General features: G+C 37.2%; 22 protein-coding genes. 1 reads left to right on the plus strand and 21 read right to left on the minus strand.

Translation table 11 applies throughout. From position 1 onward, the window contains the following. Window positions 1-55: 55 nt before the first annotated feature. The 12 genes from smc to BCI01S_RS03425 form a co-directional block, all read right to left on the minus strand. A complete protein-coding gene (smc, locus tag BCI01S_RS03370; RefSeq protein WP_061796732.1) occupies window positions 56-3,625 on the minus strand; it encodes a chromosome segregation protein SMC in 3,570 nt (1,189 codons plus the stop codon). Window positions 3,626-3,689: 64 nt separating this feature from the next. After that, on the minus strand, window positions 3,690-4,430 hold the full coding sequence (rnc, locus tag BCI01S_RS03375) for a ribonuclease III (protein ID WP_047939968.1): 741 nt from the start codon (window positions 4,428-4,430) through the stop codon (window positions 3,690-3,692). A 427-nt stretch (window positions 4,431-4,857) separates the two neighbouring features. Then, window positions 4,858-5,088: an acyl carrier protein gene (locus BCI01S_RS03380; RefSeq protein ID WP_016201082.1), complete on the minus strand. Its 231-nt coding sequence runs from the start codon at window positions 5,086-5,088 to the stop codon at window positions 4,858-4,860. Window positions 5,089-5,202: 114 nt separating this feature from the next. Beyond that, window positions 5,203-5,946, minus strand: coding sequence for a 3-oxoacyl-[acyl-carrier-protein] reductase (gene fabG / locus BCI01S_RS03385; RefSeq protein WP_047939967.1), 744 nt, complete (start codon window positions 5,944-5,946; stop codon window positions 5,203-5,205). Beyond that, window positions 5,947-6,891 (minus strand): ACP S-malonyltransferase, encoded by a 945-nt coding sequence (fabD, locus tag BCI01S_RS03390; RefSeq protein ID WP_047939966.1) that lies wholly within the window; start codon window positions 6,889-6,891, stop codon window positions 5,947-5,949. A 58-nt stretch (window positions 6,892-6,949) separates the two neighbouring features. Beyond that, entirely contained in the window at window positions 6,950-7,939 is a 990-nt protein-coding gene (plsX, locus tag BCI01S_RS03395; RefSeq protein WP_047940269.1) for a phosphate acyltransferase PlsX, read from the minus strand. Between the two features lie 16 nt (window positions 7,940-7,955). Beyond that, window positions 7,956-8,519: a transcription factor FapR gene (gene fapR / locus BCI01S_RS03400; protein WP_047939965.1), complete on the minus strand. Its 564-nt coding sequence runs from the start codon at window positions 8,517-8,519 to the stop codon at window positions 7,956-7,958. A gap of 278 nt (window positions 8,520-8,797) precedes the next feature. Then, on the minus strand, window positions 8,798-10,846 hold the full coding sequence (gene recG, locus BCI01S_RS03405) for an ATP-dependent DNA helicase RecG (protein WP_061796734.1): 2,049 nt from the start codon (window positions 10,844-10,846) through the stop codon (window positions 8,798-8,800). Next, window positions 10,843-11,730, minus strand: a complete 888-nt coding sequence (sdaAA, locus tag BCI01S_RS03410) for an L-serine ammonia-lyase, iron-sulfur-dependent, subunit alpha (protein ID WP_047939963.1) — start codon at window positions 11,728-11,730, stop codon at window positions 10,843-10,845. The genes recG and sdaAA overlap by 4 nt, the downstream gene beginning before the upstream one ends. A gap of 14 nt (window positions 11,731-11,744) precedes the next feature. Next, complete coding sequence (gene sdaAB / locus BCI01S_RS03415; protein ID WP_047939962.1) at window positions 11,745-12,407, minus strand: L-serine ammonia-lyase, iron-sulfur-dependent subunit beta; 663 nt, start codon at window positions 12,405-12,407, stop codon at window positions 11,745-11,747. A 405-nt stretch (window positions 12,408-12,812) separates the two neighbouring features. Continuing rightward, on the minus strand, window positions 12,813-14,492 hold the full coding sequence (locus BCI01S_RS03420; protein ID WP_061796736.1) for a DAK2 domain-containing protein: 1,680 nt from the start codon (window positions 14,490-14,492) through the stop codon (window positions 12,813-12,815). Window positions 14,493-14,508: 16 nt separating this feature from the next. After that, complete coding sequence (locus BCI01S_RS03425; RefSeq protein WP_047939960.1) at window positions 14,509-14,871, minus strand: Asp23/Gls24 family envelope stress response protein; 363 nt, start codon at window positions 14,869-14,871, stop codon at window positions 14,509-14,511. Between the two features lie 383 nt (window positions 14,872-15,254). Between BCI01S_RS03425 and rpmB the strand changes: the two genes are divergently transcribed. Beyond that, window positions 15,255-15,443 (plus strand): 50S ribosomal protein L28, encoded by a 189-nt coding sequence (rpmB, locus tag BCI01S_RS03430; RefSeq protein ID WP_016201071.1) that lies wholly within the window; start codon window positions 15,255-15,257, stop codon window positions 15,441-15,443. A 149-nt stretch (window positions 15,444-15,592) separates the two neighbouring features. Here rpmB and spoVM read toward each other — a convergent pair whose 3' ends face one another. From spoVM to def, 9 genes are all read right to left on the minus strand, one after another. Beyond that, complete coding sequence (gene spoVM, locus BCI01S_RS03435; RefSeq protein WP_016201070.1) at window positions 15,593-15,673, minus strand: stage V sporulation protein SpoVM; 81 nt, start codon at window positions 15,671-15,673, stop codon at window positions 15,593-15,595. A gap of 89 nt (window positions 15,674-15,762) precedes the next feature. Further along, window positions 15,763-16,407: a thiamine diphosphokinase gene (locus BCI01S_RS03440; protein ID WP_047939959.1), complete on the minus strand. Its 645-nt coding sequence runs from the start codon at window positions 16,405-16,407 to the stop codon at window positions 15,763-15,765. 301 nt (window positions 16,408-16,708) lie between these two features. Further along, a complete protein-coding gene (gene rsgA / locus BCI01S_RS03445; protein ID WP_047939958.1) occupies window positions 16,709-17,590 on the minus strand; it encodes a ribosome small subunit-dependent GTPase A in 882 nt (293 codons plus the stop codon). A gap of 138 nt (window positions 17,591-17,728) precedes the next feature. After that, on the minus strand, window positions 17,729-19,729 hold the full coding sequence (gene pknB / locus BCI01S_RS03450) for a Stk1 family PASTA domain-containing Ser/Thr kinase (RefSeq protein ID WP_047939957.1): 2,001 nt from the start codon (window positions 19,727-19,729) through the stop codon (window positions 17,729-17,731). Next, complete coding sequence (locus tag BCI01S_RS03455) at window positions 19,726-20,484, minus strand: Stp1/IreP family PP2C-type Ser/Thr phosphatase (RefSeq protein WP_156485385.1); 759 nt, start codon at window positions 20,482-20,484, stop codon at window positions 19,726-19,728. Before BCI01S_RS03455 ends, pknB begins: the two co-directional genes overlap by 4 nt. A gap of 6 nt (window positions 20,485-20,490) precedes the next feature. Next, window positions 20,491-21,588, minus strand: a complete 1,098-nt coding sequence (gene rlmN / locus BCI01S_RS03460; RefSeq protein ID WP_095257565.1) for a dual-specificity RNA methyltransferase RlmN — start codon at window positions 21,586-21,588, stop codon at window positions 20,491-20,493. Beyond that, the gene (rsmB, locus tag BCI01S_RS03465) at window positions 21,585-22,937 is read right to left on the minus strand and encodes a 16S rRNA (cytosine(967)-C(5))-methyltransferase RsmB (RefSeq protein ID WP_047939955.1); all 1,353 of its coding nucleotides are present in this window, start codon (window positions 22,935-22,937) and stop codon (window positions 21,585-21,587) included. The genes rlmN and rsmB overlap by 4 nt, the downstream gene beginning before the upstream one ends. Then, complete coding sequence (gene fmt, locus BCI01S_RS03470) at window positions 22,924-23,883, minus strand: methionyl-tRNA formyltransferase (RefSeq protein ID WP_047939954.1); 960 nt, start codon at window positions 23,881-23,883, stop codon at window positions 22,924-22,926. The genes rsmB and fmt overlap by 14 nt, the downstream gene beginning before the upstream one ends. Beyond that, window positions 23,876-24,364 carry a peptide deformylase gene (gene def / locus BCI01S_RS03475; RefSeq protein WP_047939953.1) on the minus strand — a complete coding sequence of 163 codons (489 nt, stop codon included), beginning with the start codon at window positions 24,362-24,364 and terminating at the stop codon, window positions 23,876-23,878. The genes fmt and def overlap by 8 nt, the downstream gene beginning before the upstream one ends. Window positions 24,365-24,575: the final 211 nt, after the last annotated feature.

Here is a 24,575-nt window from a genome sequence, read left to right on the forward strand (position 1 = left end):
TGAAATTAGAAATGTTTATTAAAGCGAATTAAGCTTCTAACTAACTATAAAAAAATTATCCATTTGCAACTAATTCCTTTGTTTCACTTAATCGAACGGAAACTAGCTTTGAAACACCTGACTCTTGCATAGTTACCCCATAAAGAACATCTGCTTCTTCCATTGTCCCTTTGCGGTGAGTAATAACAATAAATTGTGTTTCATGGCTATAACGTTTTAAATAGGAACTAAATCGGAATACATTTGCTTCATCCAATGCCGCTTCCACCTCATCCAAAATACAGAAAGGAACTGGTCTTACTTTTAGAATGGAGAATAATAAAGCGATGGCTGTTAGCGCTCTTTCTCCCCCAGATAAAAGACTTAAATTTTGAAGTTTTTTCCCTGGTGGCTGGGCTACAATCTCTACTCCTGTATTTAAAAGATCTTCTGGATTTGTTAATACTAAATCAGCACTTCCTCCACCAAATAAACTTTGGAATACCGTTTCAAAATGAGCCTTTATCCCTTCAAATGTCTGCTCAAATCGATTTTTCATTTCCTCATCCATTTCATCGATTACTTGGTAAAGGGTATCCTTCGCTTCTTCTAAATCTGTTTTTTGTTCGAGCAGGAATTCGTATCTTTCCGAGATTCGCTCATATTCCTCTATGGCCCCAAGATTTACAGTTCCTAGTTCTTCCATAGCTAATTTAATGAGCTTTACCTTTTTACGGGCTTCTTCGACTTCTAATGTTAAAGGATAATCAAGCTTAGCCCCTTCATACGTTAATAAATATTCCTCGCGTAGATTCGTTAATCGTGTATCTAATTCCACGTCTACACGGTTTAATTTAACTTCTTCATCCTTTAGTGCTTGAACAATCCCTCTATGAAGCCTGCGCTGCTCCTTTGTTTCCAGCTCCAGCTCTTCTAAGCGCATTTGTTTTTGCAATCTTTCCTCTCTGCGTAAAGAAATAAGCTGGATCGTTTCTTGTTTTTCTTGCAGTTTTTGTTCTGCTGCTTCTTCTAATGTCGCTTCCCCTGAATGAGAATTACTCATTTCAGAAGAAAGCAAGCGTAAGTCCTCTTTGACAAGCTCCCACTTTTCTTCTGTTGATTCATGTTCTTGAATGATAGCTGCTAACTTGTCCTTTTCATGGCGGAGCTGTTCCTTTTTAGCTGCCGACTGAATTCGTAAATCACTAATTGTATTTACGACTGATTCTTTGGAAACTGTTTGTTTATTTTTTTGCTCGGTAACTAAAGCAATCTCTTTATCTAATTCAGATAACTTTTTACTTTGCTGTTCCAGTTTTTCTTGCAAAACAGTTCTTCTTTGCTGCAGAAGCTCTTGCTCTTGATGTGAATCGGCCTTATTGCGGTCATATAGAGACAATTTATCATTCATTGCTCTTTCTTCGAATTCCACCTCTTTTAAGTCATCTTTCCATGTCTGAATTTGGAAACGAAGATCTTCCACCTTTAAGCGCGCTTCTTCTATCGATGATTCTTCTGCTTGCAATGCTGCTTTTCCTTTTTTCAGCTGTTCCTCAAGCTTTAAAGATGTTTTATCCATTTCAAAAATCTTTTTCCTAAGCTCTTCTAATTCTCCTTTTCTGGTGATGATTGAAGCTTGTTTCTGCTTCATCGCTCCACCAGTCATCGACCCACCAGGATTAACTATCTCCCCTTCTAACGTTACAAAACGGGAACGATATTGAAGAATTTTCGCCATCTCATTGGCGCCCTTTAAATCCTTCGTAATCACAACATTTCCTAATAAACTACGGATAATTTCCCGATATTGACTGTCATAATTAATCAAATCTGCAGCAACCCCAATAAAGGATGGATGCCCTTGAATTAATCGTAGTTGGGAATCAGCAAGCGTTTTTCCCTTAATAACATTCATTGGTAAAAACGTAGCTCGTCCAAACCCATTCTTCTTTAAAAAAGCGATTGCTTCCCGTCCATTTTGTTCTGTTTCCACCACAATATGCTGCATCGATCCACCTAATGCAATCTCTAAGCTCACACTATATTCCTTTGGTACTTGCATTAATTCTGCAACTGCACCTCTAATCCCTTGTAAGGATTTCCCTCTAGCTTTAAGTACTTCCTTTACTCCGTGGAAAAATCCAGAATAGTCATCTTCTAATTCCTCAAGCATTTCTTTACGTGATTTCGCCTGCTGTGCATATTGATAAGATTGATAAAGCGCCTTCTCTACTTGTTGAACCTTTGCTTCTATTCCTTGAAAATGACTTTGCTTTTCCTGCCAGTGTTTAGACCATTTCTCCAGTTCATCAGATAGTTCCTTCAATTTCTCCGTAAACTTAGTCTTTTTTTCTTGAATTTGCATACGCTCATTTGTGAAGTTAGCATTTTCTTCATCAAGCTGCGATGTCCTTTTTTCATGATTTTCTAGTTGTTGAATAACCGAATTCAATTCATTTTTTGCCGCTGCTTGATTACTCACTATCTCAATATAGTCGCTTTTTAGCATCTCAATTTTTTCTTCTAGGTTCTCATTAAAAAGAGCAAGATTTTTTTCATTAGCTTTTAAAGTTTCTTCAATCGCTTTCGACTCTGCTTGCAATTCATGAACAAGCTTTTCTTGCGTTTCTTTTTGCAGCACAAGAGTTTCTACTCTTTCTTGCAGCTCCACCTTGCTCTTTTCAAGCTGATCACGATTTTGTGTTGCATTCTTCTTTCGTTCTTTTAATACTTCTTTTCGACCTTCTAATTTTTCTAATTCTTCACTCACTAAAAGAAGTACTTGTTGAAGATCATCAATCGATTCATCTAAAGCGGCTACTTCATTTTTCACTTCCTCCATCTTCGCTTCCTTATTTTGCAGCATAGAGGATAGCTTTAGCTCTTCTTGTTTATATGTTTCTAATTGCTTTGAAATAGCTTCAAATCGCTCATGCGCTTCTTCAATATCATGAACCATTAAGGCCACTTCAATCGATTCAAGATTCTCTCGATGATGTAAATATTCCTTAGCCATTGAGCTTTGAATCTTTAGTGGCTCAACCTGACTTTCTAATTCATGTAGTATGTCATTTACACGGTTTAGGTTATCTTGTGTTTCTACAAGCTTTCCTTCTGCCTTTTTCTTACGAGTTTTATATTTCAATACGCCTGCTGCTTCTTCAAAGATAGACCGGCGATCCTCTGCCTTACTATTTAAGATTTCTTCGACTTTTCCCTGACTAATAATCGAAAATGCTTCGCGCCCAAGCCCTGAGTCCATAAATAAATCAATAATATCTTTTAGACGACAAGATTGTTTATTAATTAAAAATTCACTATCTCCTGATCGATATACACGCCTCGTTACACTTACTTCATGGAAATCCAATGGCAGGAAATGATCTTCATTTTCTAAAGTTAACGTCACTTCTGCAAAGTTAACCGCTTTTCTTGAGTCACTACCTGAAAAGATAACATCCTCCATCTTACTTCCACGCAAGGACTTTGCAGATTGTTCTCCAAGTACCCAACGAATTGCATCCGTAATATTACTCTTCCCACTTCCGTTTGGTCCTACTACTGCCGTCACACCTGGCACAAAATCGACAGAAATCCGATCTGCAAATGACTTAAAACCGATAACATCTAACCGTTTTAAGAACATGACCTCACCCCGATTCTTCCTTGTTTTCCTCTAGTTGTTTTTCTTCGTTCGTTTTTTTGAGCATTTAGTTTTCACTTTCCGCCTTTAGCATTAATAATGATTTTTGGGCAGCTTGCTGCTCTGCTTCTTTCTTGGAACGACCCATACCTGTTCCAAGTTCTCGATTATTTAAAAAGACTTGTGAAATAAACTCTCTATTGTGTGCGGGTCCTTTTTCAAGCAATATTTTATACTCGATTGTTCCAACAGCATCTCTTTGTACATATTCTTGTAGTTGACTTTTAAAATCCATCACATGAGAAAAAGCACCGTTATTAATTTTCGGGAAAATAACTTCCTCTAAAAATGCTACCACTGAATCCAATCCTTGGTCTAAATATAAAGCACCAATAAACGCTTCAAATACATCAGCAAGCAGCGCTGGTCTAGTTCTTCCCCCAGTCATTTCCTCTCCTTTGCCTAAGAGCACATACTTGCCAAAGGAAAGTTCATTAGCAAAGGAAACAAGCGATGGTTCACACACGATTGCAGCCCGCAATTTAGTCAGCTCTCCTTCGCTCATCATCGGAAATTTGTTGAAGAGAAATTTAGATACCGTTAATTCTAGAACGGCATCCCCAAGAAATTCTAATCTTTCGTTATCTTCATGTGGTTTTCTTCGATGCTCATTCACATATGATGAATGGGTAAAAGCCTGCTTCAATAGTTTTTCATTCGTAAAATGAATCCCCAATTTTTCTTGGAGTTCCTTCATTTTTTTCTCATTTGGTCGAACAGTTCTTTTGTCTTTTCGATTGCCTCGCATTTTGCATCCACCTTAGCACTAAGTTTACAATTCATTTCAAGTTTAAGTAAAAAAGATAAAAAACGCAAAGAAACTTGGAAAGTTTTTTCTCTCCAAGCCTTTTCTATTACAGAAATCGGGCTACCACTAGGGGGCTAACCCCACTTCACATAAGAAAAACTATTTCTATCCTTTTATGCGTCAATAAACGCTGTATTTGTTATTCTTTTGAACGAATCCATATCTGTCCGTCCAATAACTCATATTTCGCCTATAATAATAAGTATTTAGTTATTAGTATACATCAAACAAACAGATATTGTCATCTATTCTTAGGGCCATTTTCATAATGGATTTTCCTGATATTTCCTCAGTCATAGAATATACATAAATCACCGCTAATATACAAAATTAAAAGCCCCGTTGCAACGGAGCTTTTAAACACTGATTAGCGATTACTTATGTAATTCACAGCATCACCAACTGTAGAAATCTTTTCAGCATCGTCGTCAGAAATTTCCATATCAAACTCATCTTCTAATTCCATAACAAGTTCAACTACATCAAGAGAGTCAGCGCCTAAATCATCTTTGAAAGAAGCCTCTAAAGTTACTTCTGATTCTTCTACGCCAAGACGATCTACAACGATTTTTGTTACACGCTCTAATACATCTGCCATTTATTTCACCTCCCCTCAAATGCATTATAGAGTATTTTAACGAAATAATAAATGAGAACTTTATCTGATGTTTATTCTCTTACTATTCGCATTTTTCCCTTTGTTTAGGAAAGATTACATATACATTCCACCATCAATATGCAATGTTTGCCCTGTAATATAGCTGCTCTCATCAGAAGCTAAAAAGACAACAGCATTAGCAATATCTTCTGGTTTACCAAATTGACCTAAGGGAATTTGCGTAAGCATGCCATTTTTCACTTCTTCTGTCAGTTTATCCGTCATATCTGTTGTAATAAATCCAGGAGCAATCGCATTTACCGTAATATTACGCTGAGCAAGTTCTTTCGCAGTTGTTTTTGTAAAACCAATCACCCCTGCTTTTGCTGCAACATAATTAGCTTGACCAGGGTTTCCTGTCACACCAACAATGGAAGTAATGTTTATTATTCTCCCTTTTCTTTGCTTCATCATTGGTCTTGTTACTGCTTTCGTGCAGAGGAACACACCTTTAAGATTGGTATTAATAACATCGTCCCACTCTGAATCCTTCATACGCATTAATAAATTATCTCTTGTAATTCCAGCATTATTCACCAAAATATCCAGACTGCCAAACGCGTCTAACACTTCTTTCATCATCGCATTTACAGCAGCACTATCGGATACATCACATTGAATGCTCATTGCTTTTCTTCCTAAAGCTTCGATTTCCTTCACTACTTCATTGGCACGATCTACACTTCCTGCATAGTTAACAACAACATCCGCACCTTGCTTTGCTAACTCAAGTGCAATCGATTTACCAATTCCTCGAGATGCTCCAGTGACAACAGCAACTTTACCAGCTAATTTCACTTACATATCCCCCTTTAATTCTTCTGCAACTTTACTACTTGTTTCCATATCGTTTACAGCATATACTTTTGCTTTTCGATCAATTTTCTTGATTAAACCGGAAAGAACTTTGCCAGGTCCAATTTCAATAAATGTATCTACTCCTAAATCAAGCATTTTGCGAACGGAATCTTCCCAAAGGACAGATGAATACAATTGCTCCACTAGCTTTGCTTTTATTTCTGCATGATCTTGAATTGGAGCTGCCGTTACATTAGCAATGACCGGAATTTTTGCATCTGTTAATTGCAATCCGTCTAATACGGAAGCAAATTTTTCCGCTGCAGGTTTCATTAACTCTGAATGGAATGGACCACTTACTTCCAGAGGGATTGCACGCTTTGCGCCTGCTTCCTTCGCTTTTTCTCCCGCTAATTCAACACCCTTTGTAGTGCCTGAGATCACAATTTGTCCAGGACAATTAAGATTAGCCAACTGTACAGAATTGCCTGCATCTGAAATCTCTTGTGTGACCGCAGTTAATTTCTCTCTTTCTAACCCTAGCACAGCGGCCATTGCTCCTTCGCCTGCTGGAACTGCTTCTTGCATATATTCTCCACGCTTGCGAACTGCAAATACAGCCTCTTCAAAAGACAGCACACCTGCTGCCACTAACGCTGAATACTCACCTAAACTATGGCCAGCAACAAAATCTGGCTGTATATTAAACTGCTTAAAGTGTTCTAAAATAGCGATGCTTGTTGTAAGTAAAGCTGGCTGTGTATTATGGGTAAGCGTAAGCTCTTCCTTTGGCCCTTCAAAAATTAAGTCTGTTAAAGAAAAGTTTAATTTTTGATCCGCTTTTTTAAATACATTTGCTGCCGGTTCAAATTGTTCAAATAAATCTTTTCCCATTCCGACTGCTTGTGAGCCTTGACCTGGAAAAACAAAAGCAATTTTACTCATTTATTTTTACTCTCCTTTTCTTCCCATTAGAAGTGGAATTCACCATATCTGTCTCAATTTATTCTACATAGCTCTCCATTGCATTCTTTATTTGAGCGACTACACCTGATTGCACAAACTCTCTAGTTTGTCTGATTGCACTAAATATCGCTTGACTATCAGACGAACCATGAGCCTTGATAACAGGGGCATTTAAACCGAATAAAGCAGCTCCGCCATACTCTGAATAATCTAACTTATTTTTAATCTGCTTTAGATTAGGCTTCAAGACGGCAGCAGCCATTTTGGAAGTAAAGCTGCTCATTAACTCGGCCTTAATCATTTTAAACATAGACATCGCTGTTCCCTCGACCGTTTTTAAAATCATATTTCCTGTAAAACCATCTGTCACAGCAACATCACATACTCCATCAAGCAAATCACGTGCTTCCACATTTCCGATGAAATGAATATTGGTGCTTTGGAGAAGTTCAAAGGTTTTCTTTGTTAACTCATTCCCCTTTTTCTCTTCTGTTCCAATGTTCAATAAGCCGACTCTTGGTTTAGCAACTCCTCTTACTTTTTCGGAATAGATGCTTCCCATCATGGCATATTGAACTAAGTTTTCAGGCTTAGCGTCTACATTTGCACCAACATCAAGTAAAAGGAAGCCTTCTCCACTGATCGTCGGCAAGGTTGGTGCTAATGCTGGACGGTCAATTCCCTCCATTCTACCAACAACGAATAATCCAGTTGCCATTAAGGCACCTGTATTTCCTGCTGATATGAACGCATCTGCTCTTCCCTCTTTTACTTCTGTAGCACCAAGGACCATACTAGCTGTTTTTTTCCGGCGTACTGCTCTTACTGGTTCATCTGTTGCTAAAATTTGCTCTTCTGTATGTAAAATATCAATTCGTTCTTTATTGGTTAGAAAAGATTGAATCTGTTTTTCATCCCCAACAAGAAGTATCTCTAGGTCTGAAAAAGTTTCAATTGCTTTTTGGGCACCAATAACTATTTCCTTTGGGGCATTGTCTCCCCCCATTGCATCCATTGCAATTTTCATCATATTGATTACTCCTTTATCTTTTGGCACGGTACATATCAAATTCGCCTTTAAAAACTAATTCTGTGTTCACATAACTATTCACTTCTACTGTTGTTCTGCCGGTCATACTATCTATATGCTTTACTTTTGCTTTGGCAATAATTCGTTCACCTAATTTAACCGATCTCGTAAAATGAATATTTGCTTTTGCTGTTAATGCTAGCTCATCGTTAATCAGGGCAACTGCAAGAGAATTCGCTTGTGCAAAAAGATGATGTCCCCTTGCAATGCCATTTCTTTTAAAAACATGCTCTTCTTTCACTTCAAAGATAGATATAGCTGAACTATCTAATTCCATATCGATTATTTCACCAATGACTTCTTCGATAGGCAATGCTTTCACTTCGTCTTCAAGTGATTGTTTGGCGACATTTTTAATGCGCTCTCTAAGCTCTGGAATGGATAGTTCTAACCGATCTAGTCTTATCGTCTGTACACTAACAGAGAATTTTTCCGCCAATTCCTCGTCTGTAATAAATGGAGTTTCCTTGATTGTCTCCACTAAAAGCTCTTGACGTTCTCTTTTGTTCCTCTTCATTTATTCACACCACCGCACTATTAAGACTAGGTACTAATAGTAGTATATAATTTATACAATGGGATTGCAAGCCGAAGTTTTGTTCTAACTACTGGTGAATAAAAACGTAAACCTTGAGCATGAATCCCCTGCCCTATCTTTTCGGCTCTACGATAAGGGGCTTTACTATTACTATGTTGTCTGTAGTGTATTCAAGCTAGTTTAGGCTTCTTCTCTCTATATAAAAAAGCAAGTCAAAATACTTACACTTGTTTTATTTACTAGAAAATATCTTGTGATTAATCTAGCTTTTCTCCGTTAAGGACCCCTGTTTCTTTTAAAGTATCTCTTAGCGCTTTGTAGTCATCATTTTGCCAGAATGCAGTTGACTCGATTAGGATAGCAGCGTCATTTCTGGCTGTTTCCAAGATGCGATAATCGTGTATCATATCACCCATTTTGAATTCAGGTAGACCACTTTGTTTTTTCCCAAAAAAATCTCCTGGTCCTCTTAATTCTAGATCCTTTTCACTTAACACGAACCCATCGCTCGTTTCCGTCATAATTTTCATTCGTTCTTTTCCAACATCTGTTTTGGGATCTGCGATTAATACACAGTAAGACTGAGCATCCCCTCGCCCTACTCTTCCTCTAAGCTGATGAAGCTGTGATAACCCAAAACGTTCTGCATCATATACGAGCATAAATGTCGCATTTGGTACATTAACTCCGACTTCAACAACCGTTGTACTTACAAGCACTTGGATTTCATTTTGGCTGAACTGTTTCATCATATTATCTTTCTCTTCTGGATGCAGTTTTCCGTGCATAAGCCCAACATTGTATCTGCCTTGGAAAAAGGTAGATAACATTGCATGCACATCGATTGCATTTTGAACATCCAGCTTTTCGGATTCCTCGATTAACGGACAAATTACATATGCTTGTCTTCCTTGATGAAGTTCTTTTTCCATAAACTGCAGGATTCTTGTTAACATATCATGCTTTACCCAATATGTTTCGATATTTTTTCGCCCTGCTGGCATTTCATCGATAATACTGACATCCATCTCACCAAATACCGTGATGGCAAGTGTTCGTGGAATTGGGGTCGCCGTCATAAACAGAACATCTGGATTTTCCCCCTTCTCCCGCAGTACTCTTCTTTGTTCCACACCAAAGCGGTGCTGTTCATCAGTAATGACTAATCCTAATGATTTGAATACTACATCATCTTGGATCAATGCATGTGTCCCTATCAAAATATCGATTTTTCCTTCTTTTAATTGGGCTAGTAATTCTTTTCTTTTTTTACCTTTAACAGAACTTGTTAACAAACCACATACTACTCCAAATTCTGAAAAAATCTGATGCAATGAATCTGCATGTTGCTCTGCCAGGATTTCTGTCGGTGCCATTAGCGCACCTTGGTTGCCAGAAAGGATCGAAGCATATAACACAATCGCAGCAACAATTGTTTTTCCTGATCCTACATCCCCTTGCAGTAAACGATTCATTCGCACCTCTGCTTTCATATCTGTGAGAATTTCGTTTACTACCCTTTTTTGAGCATTTGTCAACGGAAAAGGAAGTGCCTCGATGAAAGTGGTTAGTTTTTCAAGGGAATATTGCTGGCTTTTACCACCAGAATGTTCTCTTTCGTATTTTCTTAAGGCACTCATTTTTAATTGAAACAAAAGAAATTCCTCATACACAAAACGTCTTCTAGCTTGCGTTAAATCCTCTCTCTTTTCAGGAAAATGGATAATCTTGAGTGCTTCCTTCCGGGGCAGCAAACGATATTTCGTTAACATTGAAGAAGGAAAATTCTCTTCGATTAATTCTCCATATTGATTTAAAGCAGTGGATATATATTTACGTAAATTTTTTACGGTCATATTCCCTTTTACAGCATAGACTGGTTCGAATAAATGCCCCTTTTGATTACTGCCAATTTGCAAATGGTTTGCTGTTATGGTTTGGCGGTGCTGATCCCATTTCCCTGTTACCGTAATCAATTCTTGCACAGCTAATTTACTTTTTAAATAGGGCTGGTTAAAAAATACAACCGTAATTAAGTACTGTTCGACTAATAGCTTTATTGTTAATCTAGATTTCTTTCTTCCATAAAAAATAAGGGAGGGTTCACTATGAACCTTCCCTTCTACCGTCACTTTTTCTTCATGCTTTATTTCTTCGAGGTTTTTCAGACGATAATCCTCATAGCGATAAGGAAAATATTCTAGCAAATCATTAATCTTATGAATATTCATTTCTTCTAACTGTTTTTTTGTTTCGGGTCCAACCCCTTTTAAATGTTCGACGGATAGTTGTAAAGACTCATTCACTTATTTGCGGCAGCTGCACTACCAAAGATTTCGGCTTCTAACCTGCGGCCTGTCGGTGTTGCTGCCAACCCTCCCCGTGCTGTTTCTTTAAGCGCTGTAGGCATTGCCTGACCAATGCGATACATGCTATCAATTACTTCATCACATGGTATACGACTTTTAATACCTGCCAAAGCCATATCAGCAGCAATCATCGCATTCGCTGCTCCCATTGCATTTCGTTTTACACAAGGAACTTCTACTAAACCGGCAACTGGATCACAAACAAGACCGAGCATATTCTTTAACGTGATAGCCATCGCATGTGCTGATTGTTCTGGTGTTCCTCCTGCCATTTCTACAATTGCCGCTGCAGCCATTCCAGCAGCCGAGCCAACTTCCGCTTGGCATCCCCCTGCAGCACCTGAGATGGAGGCATTATTTGCCACAACAAAACCAAATGCACCAGACGTGAAAAGGAATGCAATCATTTGCTCTCTTGTAGGATTCAGTTTATTTTGTACAGCAAATAACGTACCAGGTACTACTCCTGCTGAACCTGCTGTTGGTGTTGCACATATCATTCCCATAGCAGCATTTACTTCATTTGTCGCAACAGCTTTACTTACTGCGTCTAGAATGATCTCTCCGGAAAGAAATTGACCTTTCTTAATATAGTTTTGGAGAAGCACCGCATCTCCACCAGTTAATCCAGAATGGGATACAACTCCATTTAACCCTCTTTCAACAGCTTGCTCCATTACCTGAAGATTCGTTTCCATTTGACCAATAATTTCTTGTCTTGTTTTTCCTGTTACTTGCATTTCTTGTTCTATCATTATTTCGGAAATCGGTAAATTTCTAGTCGTTGCTATTTCTACCAATTCTGCTACATTACGAAACATATTTACCCCTCCCTTTATTCCACGATTGTTGTAACTTTTTCAATTGAATCTAACTCTTCAAGCTCTTTTAAAATGGATTCTTCTATATTTTGATCGACCTCAATTGTCATTAAAGCCAGTTTTCCTTTTTCTTTACGACTAACTTCCATATGACCAATATTAATTTCGTATTTAGCCAATACATTGGCCACTTTCGCAATTGCACCAAATCGGTCATTATGAACAACTAATATCGCAGGATGATGACCAGAAAGCTTTAATTGGAAGCCATTTAACTCGGTGATTTCTATTTTCCCGCCGCCAATAGAAATACCAACTAGCTCCATTTCTCCGTCTTCATCCCCCAAATGAATTTTTGCTGTATTAGGATGTTCGGGGATCGCTTCTTCTATATGAAAGTTTACTTGGATTCCATGCTGTTCTGCAATTTCTAAGGAGTCTTTAATTCGCTCATCAAAGGTATCAAAATCAAGAATTCCCCCAATTATCGCTACATCTGTTCCATGGCCTTTATATGTTTCAGCAAATGAACCATAAAAATGAATGTTTATCCATTTTGGTTCTCTTTCAAAAAGGTTACGCGCCACTCTGCCAATCCTTGCCGCACCTGCTGTATGGGAACTGGATGGACCAATCATGACTGGACCAATAATATCAAAAACGCTTTTAAATTTCATGGATTTGTCTCTCCTTAAATGGCCAAAAGTCAAAATGATATTTCTTTAACATAATACTGGGTATAAATTGATTACACTATATAATATCATACTATATTAATATATGGTTCTAATTCTTATTCTTCGATAGAAAATAGCTAATTTTGATTAGGAAAGTGTGAAGGGTTGAGGGGATATATCGAAGTTTTCTTCCTGCATAACTTTTGTTATCGTGCATCTGTTCCTTTTTTCTCTTCACTATACTTTAATTAGCACTGACACTTCCTCTCTGTTACCCATTGCATCTATTCCTCCTCAAAAAAGGGAACAATCAGCAGAAGGACCCTCCCATTCCATCCACTATCCCCTTTAAAACACAAAAAGGGCATGCCTCCATATATACAGGCACACCCTTTTAAAATACTATTATTCAATAGAAAAAATAAAGGAATACAGTGGTTGTTTTCCATCATGAACTTCTACTTCCACATCTTCAAAATTGTCTTCAATAAAAGATACAAGCGTTTCAAGCTCTTCTTCCGTCGCTTCTTCTCCCTTAATTATCGTTACAATTTCTGAATCCTCATCAATCATGGATTTTATAAGTTCCATTGCAGATTCTGTTTTATCTTTGCTTTTTACAATGATTTTTCCTTCTGCAAGTCCCATAAAGTCGCCTGTTTCAATCTCTAACCCATCAATACTTGTATCTCTGACTGCATACGTAATTTGACCAGTTTTCACATGTTCAAGCGCCGCTTTCATATTCTTCTCATTTGTTGCTAAATCACTAGAAGGATTAAAAGCAAGTAAAGCTGACATTCCTTGAGGAACCGTTTTAGAAGAGATAACCACAACCTCTTGTTCTAATACGTCAGCTGCTTGTTCTGCTGCCATAATAATATTTTTATTATTTGGTAAAATAAAGACCTTTTTCGCATTGATATGTTGTACAGCATTAACAATATCTTCCGTGCTTGGATTCATTGTTTGACCGCCCTCAATAACATAATGAGCACCGATACTTCTGAAAAGATCTGCAATTCCGCTTCCCATCGAAACTGTTACAATCCCATACTCTTTTTGTTCTTCCAGGGAATGAGCATTATTTACTTCCTCTTTTTCTGCTGCATCCACTAAGCTGCTATGCTGTTCACGCATATTTTCAATCTTCATTTTTACCAAATTACCGTATTTTTGTCCAAATGTTAATACTTCACCAGGCTGATTGGAGTGAATATGAATTTTCACAATTTCATCATCCGCAATTACAAGTAATGAATCTCCATATTTGCTTAACGCTTGTCTGAAGTCATCTTCTGAAAACGGCTTATTCCCTAACTTTTCTTGCTCTAAACGAACCATAAATTCTGTGCAGTAGCCAAATTCAATATCCTCTGTATTGATATAACTGTGAACATTTTTATGATGTTCTGCATTTACCAATTCATTCATAGAAACAACATTTTGCACAGCGTCTGGAAGTTTTTCACCCTTTAGCTCTGCAAGAAACCCTTCATATACAAATACTAGACCTTGCCCACCACTATCAACGACGCCTACTTCTTTTAACACAGGCAGAAGTTCAGGTGTTCTGTTTAAAGAAGCTCTTGCTTCTTTTACTGTATCCTCCATGATAACAATGATATCATCATTTTTTTCGGCAGATTGAACCGCTTTCTTTGCAGCATCTTTTGCAACTGTAAGAATCGTTCCTTCTACCGGCTTCATTACTGCTTTATATGCTGTTTCCACACCGAATTGTAAGGCATCCGCAAATTCTTTTCCAGTTATCGTCTCTTTTTGCTCAATATGCTTAGAAAACCCTCGAAATAATTGAGAAAGAATAACCCCTGAATTCCCTCTGGCTCCCATTAATAAACCTCGCGATAATGAGGTTCCAACTTTACCGATATGTGATTGAATATTCTTTTGAACTTCCTTTGCACCTGAAGTCATCGATAAATTCATATTCGTTCCTGTATCTCCATCTGGCACTGGAAAGACATTTAACGCATCTACATATTTAGCATTAGAGGACAAATGGTTTGCTCCTTGTATTACCATTTCGGCAAATCGCTTTCCTTCTAAAACTGTAATTGACACTGTGTTTCCTCCTCTACTACGGGTTCGTCACACGAACTCCCTGAACGTAAATATTAACCGAGTCAACGGCAAGTCCAACTGTCTTATTGAGTGTGTATTTTACTTTTGATTGAACATTGTGCGCAACCTCGGAGATTTTCGTTCCGTAACTTACAATGATATACATATCAATATGTACTTCTTCTTCAACTTTTCGAACGATTACACCACGTGTAAAGTTTTCTTTTCGCAAAATATCTGTTAAACCGTCTTTAATTTGATTTTTCGACGCCATTCCAACGATACCGTAGCAGTCTACTGCTGCTCCACCTGCGATTGTAGCGATAACTTCTGTAGATATATCAATTTGTCCGAAATTCGTTTTTAGTTCAATGGACATGAGTTTTCCCCCTTTGGAATTGCTCCTTGACTACTGACATTTTACTATAACCAAAACTTTTTTGAAAGCTATAGTTAAAAAGCTTATTATTATTATATAACAAAATAACACTTCTATTAAAGCATTGGGATAAATTCAGAAAACAGCTACTTGTTTTACTATTCCCATAAAGTCTTGAGATAAACTGATCTGTTCAGTAAAGAAATACATGTCAAGGAAATTTTCTTGAAAGCTTTTCATCCAACTATTGCATTCATTTAAGTTGTATGATAAATTATTAAGGTATCTGTAACGAGGATTATTTAGCAGACTATAAGTAAATTGCTATCTATGACTTTTCAAACTCATTTTAATGGGTTTCTGTAATAAGGAGGGAAATATACATGCCACGTAAATGTGTTATCACTGGAAGAAAAACAACTACAGGTAATGCTCGTTCCCATGCAATGAACGCTAACAAACGTACTTGGGGAGCTAACCTTCAAAAGGTTCGTATTTTAGTAGACGGTAAACCTAAACGTGTTTGGGTTTCTGCTAGAGCATTAAGATCTGGTAAAGTAGAACGCGTTTAATCAGATCGCAATAAAAAAGGACATGTCACATGTCCTTTTTTATTTTGTCTCCAAACAACATTCAAAAGCGTATACATAAGTGAGTCTTCGAAGATCCCCGCCTCATAGTGAAAGGTTGTCTTTACTAAAAAAATTCGCAGAATCTTTCGTTAGTCCTTTTTGAAGGTTCCTAACATTGCTCGGACAAGTCCTCCTAAAAATTTCGGCAATTTAATGGTATAGAATCTCATGAATACTGTCCCTCCTTAATCAATAAACATCGCTAGCACTTCCATATCCTATTCAGATTAAATAAATTAGTACCATCATTTATCAGATTTTAATCACAACTTCTTATTACCATTAATATGCCTTCATCAAAGGAAAAAGTACCAGTTTCTCGAATTAGTTCATTACTAATGCACAATGTGCTGCTAGCAGGAAGATTTCTCCTTACTAAAGGGTATTTAAAACCTTCTAAAGATAGACCTACAATCTTTGTACTATATGGGAAAAATGAAATATATTTATATTCCTCCAGTTTTTTTACCGTATAAGACCCTGCTTGTACAACAGATACGCTGTTTTGTTTATCGATTATTTCTAGTTGAATCTTCTTATTGTCTAGCGCTTCTCGTAATAGCAGGTGAAGATTAGCTATTGTATGGTCGAGTCTCCCCCCTGTCGCACCAAATAACCGAATCGTCGTTGCACCTTCTTTAATAGCCCATAAAAGAGCAAGTTCCATGTCTGTTTCGTCTTTTTCTGGCTTAAAACGTTTAATAATACCTGTTTTTTCTTCCATCGCCTGCAGTTCTGTTTCCGAAATAGAATCAAAGTCACCAAAAGCTGCATAAATCGGCAGGGATCTTTCGATTAAATACATAACCCCTCTATCCACACCAATCCAGCAAATATCTTTCGGATAGTTATCTAACTGAGGAATATACTGCTTTGGTCCTCCAGCCATAATATGAACAATCATGTTTCTCCTCCTCTTATTACTTTTCTATACAAAAATACAGATCCTTTTTTATATGCCTTTGTTTTCTTTATCTACGTTGATTACTAATCAATCCAGATAAAAGTCCAAACGGCTATATAGAAAGAATCTGCTTTAAGGCTGCAAATACAAAATAAGTAAAAGTCTATCTAAGTGTAATTCCAAGAATTCTATCGCTTTTAGGTGCATATGCCCGGTCTCCACATCTCTGTCCAAGCTCATGCAAATGGAATATAGAATTCTCTCCTATTCATAAAACGCTGTTTTTTTAACAATTCAGCAACTAATACTTCGGTTTTCGATCTCTAATTTCTTGTAAGAAATCTTTGTAGTGCTCATAACGATAAGTTGGAATTTGATTATTTTCTACCGCTTCTTTCACTGCGCATTTTGGTTCTGAAAGATGAAGACAGCCCCTAAACTTACAGTTTTCGCTTGTTTTTTCTATTTCAGGAAAACAATAATTCAAATCTTCTCCTTCAATTTCTAGAAACTCCAGTGAACTAAAACCTGGTGTATCTGCGACAAGTCCATCTCCAATTGAGATAAGCTCTACATGTCTTGTTGTATGCTTTCCTCTTCCTAAACTGGCAGAAATTTCATTTGTCTTTAAGTCTAAATCAGGTCTAATTACATTTAACAAAGAAGACTTTCCTACTCCCGATTGTCCGGCAAATACCGAAATCTTATCCTTTAAATAAGGCAATAGCTGTTCTATGCCCGCTTCGGTTTCAGAAGAGGTTAAAATGACAGGATACCCTACAGCTTCATATTGCGCTGCGTACTCCTTCATTTTTTCAACCTCCTCACTACTTGCTAAATCCATTTTTGTTATACAGATTACTGGGTCAATTCTATTGTATTCAATTAATACGAGAAAACGATCCAATAGCGCGGTGCTAAAATCTGGCTCCACACTAGAAAAGACAAGAATGGCTTGATCCACATTGGCAATCGGCGGTCTTACTAATTCATTTTTTCTTTCGTTCACTTCTAAAATATAGCCATCTGTTTCATTCTCTGCTTGAAAAACGACTTCATCGCCTACTAAAGGGGTTATCTTGTTTTTTCGAAATACACCTCTACCGCGACACTGTATTAATTGACCCTCACTTAATACATAATAAAATCCACTTAACGCTTTAATAATTTTGCCTTTAGGCATAAATATAACGCTCCTTACTTACTTTCGCTCACTAATAAAAGTTCTAGTATGTTTCTAAAAACTATTTTAAAACCGACAGCTTATTAGAAAATACCTACTTAAAGAGCATTCCCTCTCTTGCTAAATTCAAACCAATTACTAGTTAGGATAAGGAACCTCTTCATCAAGGATGACTACACTGTCAATCTGCACTCGATAATATCCTTTTTGCCCTTCAGGAATTTGCAGATAGATTGTCTTTTTAGTATTTTCAGTAATCGTAAATGTTTCAGCTGGTTCTGTCATACTATTATTAAAATCACCAATATATATTCTTACTGTTTGTTCGACTGGCTTCCCATCGGCAGTCATTTCAGTCGGTTCATATGGAATCGATATTTCTCTCATTACTTCTTTCGGTTGTACTTCTTTTTTTCCTTTAGAAAGAACAACAGTAATTCCAGCACCTTTTTTCAAATTAGTACGAGGTTCAGGCGTTTGGGAAATGACTAGACCTTTTTCCACTGTGTCACTATATTCTTCCTTAAAAGTTACCGTTAAACCAGCATCGTCCACATAGTCATTTACTTCTTTTTTCGTATAATCTGATAAATCTTTGACACTAATTAACTGTGCACCTTTACTTATTGTAAATTCTAATGAAGTTTCACTTGGTACTACTTCCTCTTTTGGCTTAATATTTTGTTCTAATATTGTTCCTGGTTCACTATCATCAAAAACTTCGATAGGATCAATATCTTTAAAATCGAATCCTTCTGATTCTAATAGTTTAACAACATCATCATATTTTCTTCCTACATAATCACTTAACACGACCGTCTCTTTTCCAAGACTTTCATAGATCGTAATTTCTGTCCCTTCTCTTCGCGCGCTGCCTGCACTAGGACTTGTTTTAATAACATGACCTTTTTCTACATCATCACTATTTAAGGTAATAGTATCAGACACTACAAAGCCTTTTTCTTCTAGCGTTGTCTTTGCTTTATCTAATTCTAAACCAGTGACATCAGGAACCACTATATCTTCTGGAGCAAGTAAATCTGGCAGAAAAAATATTACTAGTCCCATTATTAATAGCAAGGCGATAAAGGTTGAAATAATAATGGCAGCAATTTTCTTTCCCTTTTTCTTAGCTTTCTTCTTTTTCTCTTTCTTTACTGGAGCTTCCTTTACCAATGTGTTTCCTTGATCTTCTTTTTCATTTGTATGAACAATCGTCTCATCAAAATTTTTATATAAACCATCATTTGTAATGACCGGAATTGCTTTTGTAGCTTCGTCATCAACGGGTATTGCAAACTTGGGTTCGTCTATTCTCTCTAAATCTAAAGCTGTTTGCAAATCCTCTGACATTTCTTCCATACTATTATATCGATAAAAAGGATCTTTCGCAGTAGCTTTTAAGACGATATTCTCCACGCTTTGCGGGATGGCTTCGTTCCATCTTCTAACACTAGGCGTTTCAGACTGCAAATGTTTTAAAGCAATCGAAACAGCTGATTCGCCAGAAAAAGGCAATCTCCCTGTTAATAATTCAAACATTACAATCCCAAGAGAATAAATGTCAGATTTTTTATTAGCCATTCCACCACGAGCTTGTTCAGGAGATAAATAATGAACAGAACCTAACACAGAATTTGTTTGCGTGATGCTTGTCGCACTTAATGCCATTGCAATTCCAAAATCGGTTACTTTTACTTTTCCTTCTTTATCTATTAAAATATTATGCGGTTTTATATCGCGATGGATAATATTATTTTGATGCGCATGCGCGATTGCAGATGTTATTTGCTGCATAATTGCGATAACTGTCTCTACAGAAAGTGGTGAATTTTTATGTATGTATTGTTTCAGTGTATCGCCTTCCACATATTCCATAACAATATAATAGATGTCTCCTTCTTCTCCAACATCATATATATTGACGACATTCGGATGAGCTAAGCTTGTAGCAGATTGCGCTTCGCGATGAAATCGTTTAATAAACTCCTCATCATTGACATAATCGAGTCTTAGCATCTTCACTGCTACATCTCGATCTAAAATCATGTCATGCGCAAGGTAGACATTTGCCATTCCACCTCCGCCAATCATCTCTAAGACTTTATAACGGCCACTTATTCTTTTTCCAATCATCATTGCCCTTCACCTGCTTGATGACCATCCCCATACTCCAAAATAACGACCGTAATATTATCTTCTCCACCATTTATATTGGCAGTTTCGATTAACGTAGAAGCCTTCTCTTCTAATGTAATCTCTTTTTCAAGAATCTCTTTAATTTGTTGATCCGTTACTTTGTTAGATAGTCCATCAGAACAAATAAATATGATGTCTCCTTCTTCAAACATAATGGTCATCACATCAATATTTAACTGCGCATCTGTTCCAAGTGCTCTCAAGACGACATTTTTTCTGGGATGATGCTCTGCATCCTCTTTCGATATCTGGCCCATACGAACTAATTCATTTACTAAGGAATGATCTTCTGTAATTTGTTTAAAGCCATCTTCATTATAAAGATAGCATCTGCTGTCTCCCACATGAGCAATCGTCGAAAAATTTTCTGTACTGATTACCCCTATAATGGTGGTACCCATGCCTTCACATTCTGGATGGGTGGAAGCATAATCGAAAACATATTGATTGACCTCTAAAATATTGGATTCCAACCAGTTTTCTGCCTCATCTGCTGTTTTAATTTCCTCTACCATTGTCCAAAGTTCTGCCAGTTTCTCAACAGTGAGTGAGCTTGCAACATCACCTGCACGGTGTCCACCCATGCCATCAGCTACGATGGCAAGGCGTTGACCGCTTTTATTTCTAATAATTGCTCCACTATCCTCATTATGTTGTCTAACTTTCCCCTTATCAGTCATAAAAATTTGACTCAAAGGTGATCACCTCGTCTCTTCTTTTCTCTCCTTCGCACGAAGCTGTCCACATGCAGCATCGATATCTGAACCTTGCTCACGGCGGATTGTTACATTTACTCCATGTTTCTTTAATGTTTTTTCAAATAAAAAGATTTGATCCTTCGGTGTTCTTACATAATCTCTTTCTGGTACATAGTTAACAGGAATTAAGTTTACGTGACACTTGATTCCTTTCACAAGCTCAGCTAACTCTTCCGCATGCTCTACTTGATCATTTACGTTGCCAAATAAACCATACTCAAAACTTACACGTCTACCTGTTTTATCCACATAGTAGCGGATAGCTTCAATTAAATCAGGTAATTTATACGCTCTGTTAATTGGCATTAGTCTGCTTCTTAACTCTGTGTTTGGCGCGTGCAGGGAAACCGCAAAATTAATTTGCATATTTTGATCCGCAAATTCATAAATTTTCGGGATAATCCCACTGGTTGACACAGTGATATGTCTTGCTCCAATATTTAATGCTTGTTCATGGTTAATAATTTTTAGGAAACTTAACATACTAGTAAAGTTATCAAATGGTTCCCCAATTCCCATAATAACAACTGAACTTACACGTTCGCCCAATTCATCTAATGCCTGTTGTACTTTTACGACTTGTGCAACGATTTCTCCTGCTTCTAAATTTCTTTTTAATCCACCTAATGTAGAAGCACAGAAAGTACAGCCGATTCGACAGCCGACTTGGGTTGTTACACAAACAGAATTACCATAATCATGACGCATTAAAACTGTTTCAATGGAATAGCCATCATGTAATTCAAATAAAAATTTAATTGTCCCATCATTTGATGTTTGCTGAATAAGCGTATTTAATGTTGTAATTGTAAAATTTTCCTGAAGCATTAAACGTAAATTTTTCGATAAGTTAGACATATCTTCAAAAGAGGTTACTCTCTTTTTATATAGCCATTCAAAAATTTGATCCGCACGAAACGCCTTTTCATTATGCGCTGTCAGCCAATCCTTTAGTGCTTGCAATTCCATTGAGTATATCGAGGGAATTGCTGGTTCTGCCTTTTGTCTTCTTCTTGATGATGTTTTTACTTGTTCCATCATTGCACCTTCTTTCTTAATGCTGCAATATAAAAGCCATCTGAGCCAAAATATTGCGGTAATATCTGTAATTCATTTCCTTCTGCGTAATTCTTTACATCTTGTGGCAGACGATCCGCCAATGTTCTATCTCTCTCAAACTGCGTATTAACAGCTAAGAATTTCTCCACCACTTCTTCATTCTCTGCTGTATCAATGGTACATGTACTATATACTAATATTCCACCTTTTTTTAAAAGCGGGGAAACAGAAGCTAGTAAATCCAATTGAATTTTCTGCAGCCGATCTACATCAGCTTCTGTTTTTGTATATTTCATATCTGGCTTTCTTCTCATTACACCAAACCCTGAACATGGTGCATCTAACAGAATTCGATCAAAGCTTTCTTTCTCCAAGCTGCTGTCCAGCTTTCTTGAATCCATTGCCTTTGTTTCAATCGTTGGTAAATCTAAGCGATCTGCATTTTGCTTAATCAACTTTACTTTATGATCATGAAGATCAATAGAAAGAATGTTGCCGTCCTTATTCATCTTCTCTGCAATATGAGTAGATTTACCACCTGGAGCTGCACAAGCATCCAATACGGAATATGGTTTGTCTAAATCTAGTGCATAAGCAACAATCATCGAGCTTTCATCTTGAATCGTCAGCAGCCCTTTTTCAAAAGCAGATGAATGAGCGATATTTCCCTTTAAAACTTTAATCCCTTCTGGGATTACCTCACTTGCTTCTACTTGAAATCCTTCTTCTGTTAAAAGTTCTATACATTCCGTTACAGAAACCTTTGTTGTATTAACCCTTGCTGTTTGCATCGGTGCAGTTAGATTGATTTCGCACATTTTTTTCGCTTCTTCTACACCAAGCTGCTCGACCCATCTTTTTACAAGCCAACTAGGATGACTTGTTTCAATGGAAAGTCGTTCTATTTCATCTTTAATCTCATTAAAGGATGGCAATCCTTGTCTTAGCATATTTCTTAGTACAGCATTTACAAAGCCGCTTATTCCTTTGTGGCCTCTCTTTTTAGCAATTTCTACCGCTTCATTTATTGCAGCATGATCTGGAATACGATCTAAATAAACGATTTGATAGACAGTCATCTGCAGAAGAATATAAACCCATTCCTCTATTTTCTTTCCTTTATTAAGGAAAGGACGCAGATAAAATTCCAGAGTCATTTTTCTTTGCAGCGTTCCATAAACAATTTCTGTTAACAAACCGATATCTTTAGAAGGAATCTCATTTTTCTTAATCGTCGTATTTAGCAATAAGTTACTATACGCTTGATTTTTTTGAATGGTTTCCAAAATATCTAATGCTGCTTCTCGCACATTTTTTCTAGTTTTCTTCATTCGTAACTCCTAATATCTCATTTACTTGCATTTTACTGCCAGCCCCGCGTAAGAATTGGCTGATGTCCATTTTCTTCTTGCCCGCTGGTTGTACTTCTGTTAATTGAATGTATGTGTCATTACCTGTTGCCACAATTGGGCCATGATCTGTTATGTCGACAATTGTTCCAGGAGAGGCATCTCTCTTTTTCGCCACTTTCTTACCAGCCCATACTTTCATCACTTTCCCTTGATAAAGAGTAAAAGCTACTGGCCAAGGATTTAAACCACGAATTTTATTATAAATTTCTTCTCCAGAAACAGACCAGTCAATTAGTTCGTCCGCCCGCTTCAAATTTGGAGCAAATGTTGCCTCCTCATCCTTTTGCGGAATCGGCGTAATTTCTCCTGCTAACAGTTTAGGCAAAGTTTCTGCTAATAAATCACTTCCAACACGACTTAATTTATCATGAAGTGTTCCTACTGTATCTTCTTCTTCAATTTCCACTTCCGCCACTGAAATAATATCACCAGCATCTAGCTTCTCCGCCATATACATAATGGTAATACCGGTTTTTTCTTTCCCTTGTAAAATACTGTAGTGAATTGGCGCTCCGCCTCTTAATTCAGGAAGCAAGGATGCATGAACATTCACACAGCCGAATTTTGGTGCATCTAATAGCTCTTTTGGCAAAATTTGACCGAACGCAGCAGTCACAATAATATCCGGGTTCAAAGAGATAATAGCTTTCAGCTCGTCTGATTGACGAATCTTCTCTGGTTGATAGACAGGGATATCATGTTTTAGAGCTTCTACCTTTACTGGCGGCGGGGTTAACACCTTTTTTCTGCCCACAGGACGATCAGGCTGTGTCACAACCGCAATTACTTCATACTTTTCTTCTAATAATCTTTGTAATACAGGAACAGAAAAATCCGGGGTACCCATAAATACAACTTTAGTCATTTGCTTCCACTCCTTCTAGCTCATCTTCCTCTAGATAGCGAATTACCTTTGATGTAAATAGTACTCCATCTAAATGGTCCATTTCATGTAAAATCGCTCTTGCTAAATATTCTTCAGCTTCTATTATATATTTTTTTCCTTTTCTATTTTGCGCCTCTACTTTAATAGACAATGGCCTTTCGACGTCTCCGAATAATCCCGGGAAACTTAAACATCCTTCGGGACCAACTTGAGAGCCATTCACTTCTAATAATTTGGGATTAATTAATTCCAGTGTACCCATATCATCATCAATATCTACTACAGCAATGCGCTTTGATATACCAATTTGCGGAGCAGCTAGTCCAACTCCGTCAAATTCAATCATTGTATCATACATATCGTTTAATAATTTTGCTAATTTTTTATCAAAGACTGTAACTTCCGCGCATGGTGTTTCTAACACCGGATCCGGGTACATTACAATTTGTTTTACTGCCACATTATTTCCTCCAAACATTAAGAGAGATAGTCGATTAAAGGCTTGCTCTTATTAATCGAAGACGGTCTTGCCATCATTGTTCAGACAAACAGCCTATGCTAAAACTCATTCCTTTTTGTATTTTATCAAACCCTGCTACTAAATAGCTATGTATTCCTTTTGGAAATTAATTCGTACGTTGCTTTATTTTTGGGCGGACAAAATAAAAACC

It is taken from the genome of Niallia circulans NBRC 13626 (assembly GCF_001591585.1).
In the GTDB taxonomy this organism is placed as follows: domain Bacteria; phylum Bacillota; class Bacilli; order Bacillales; family Cytobacillaceae; genus Niallia; species Niallia circulans.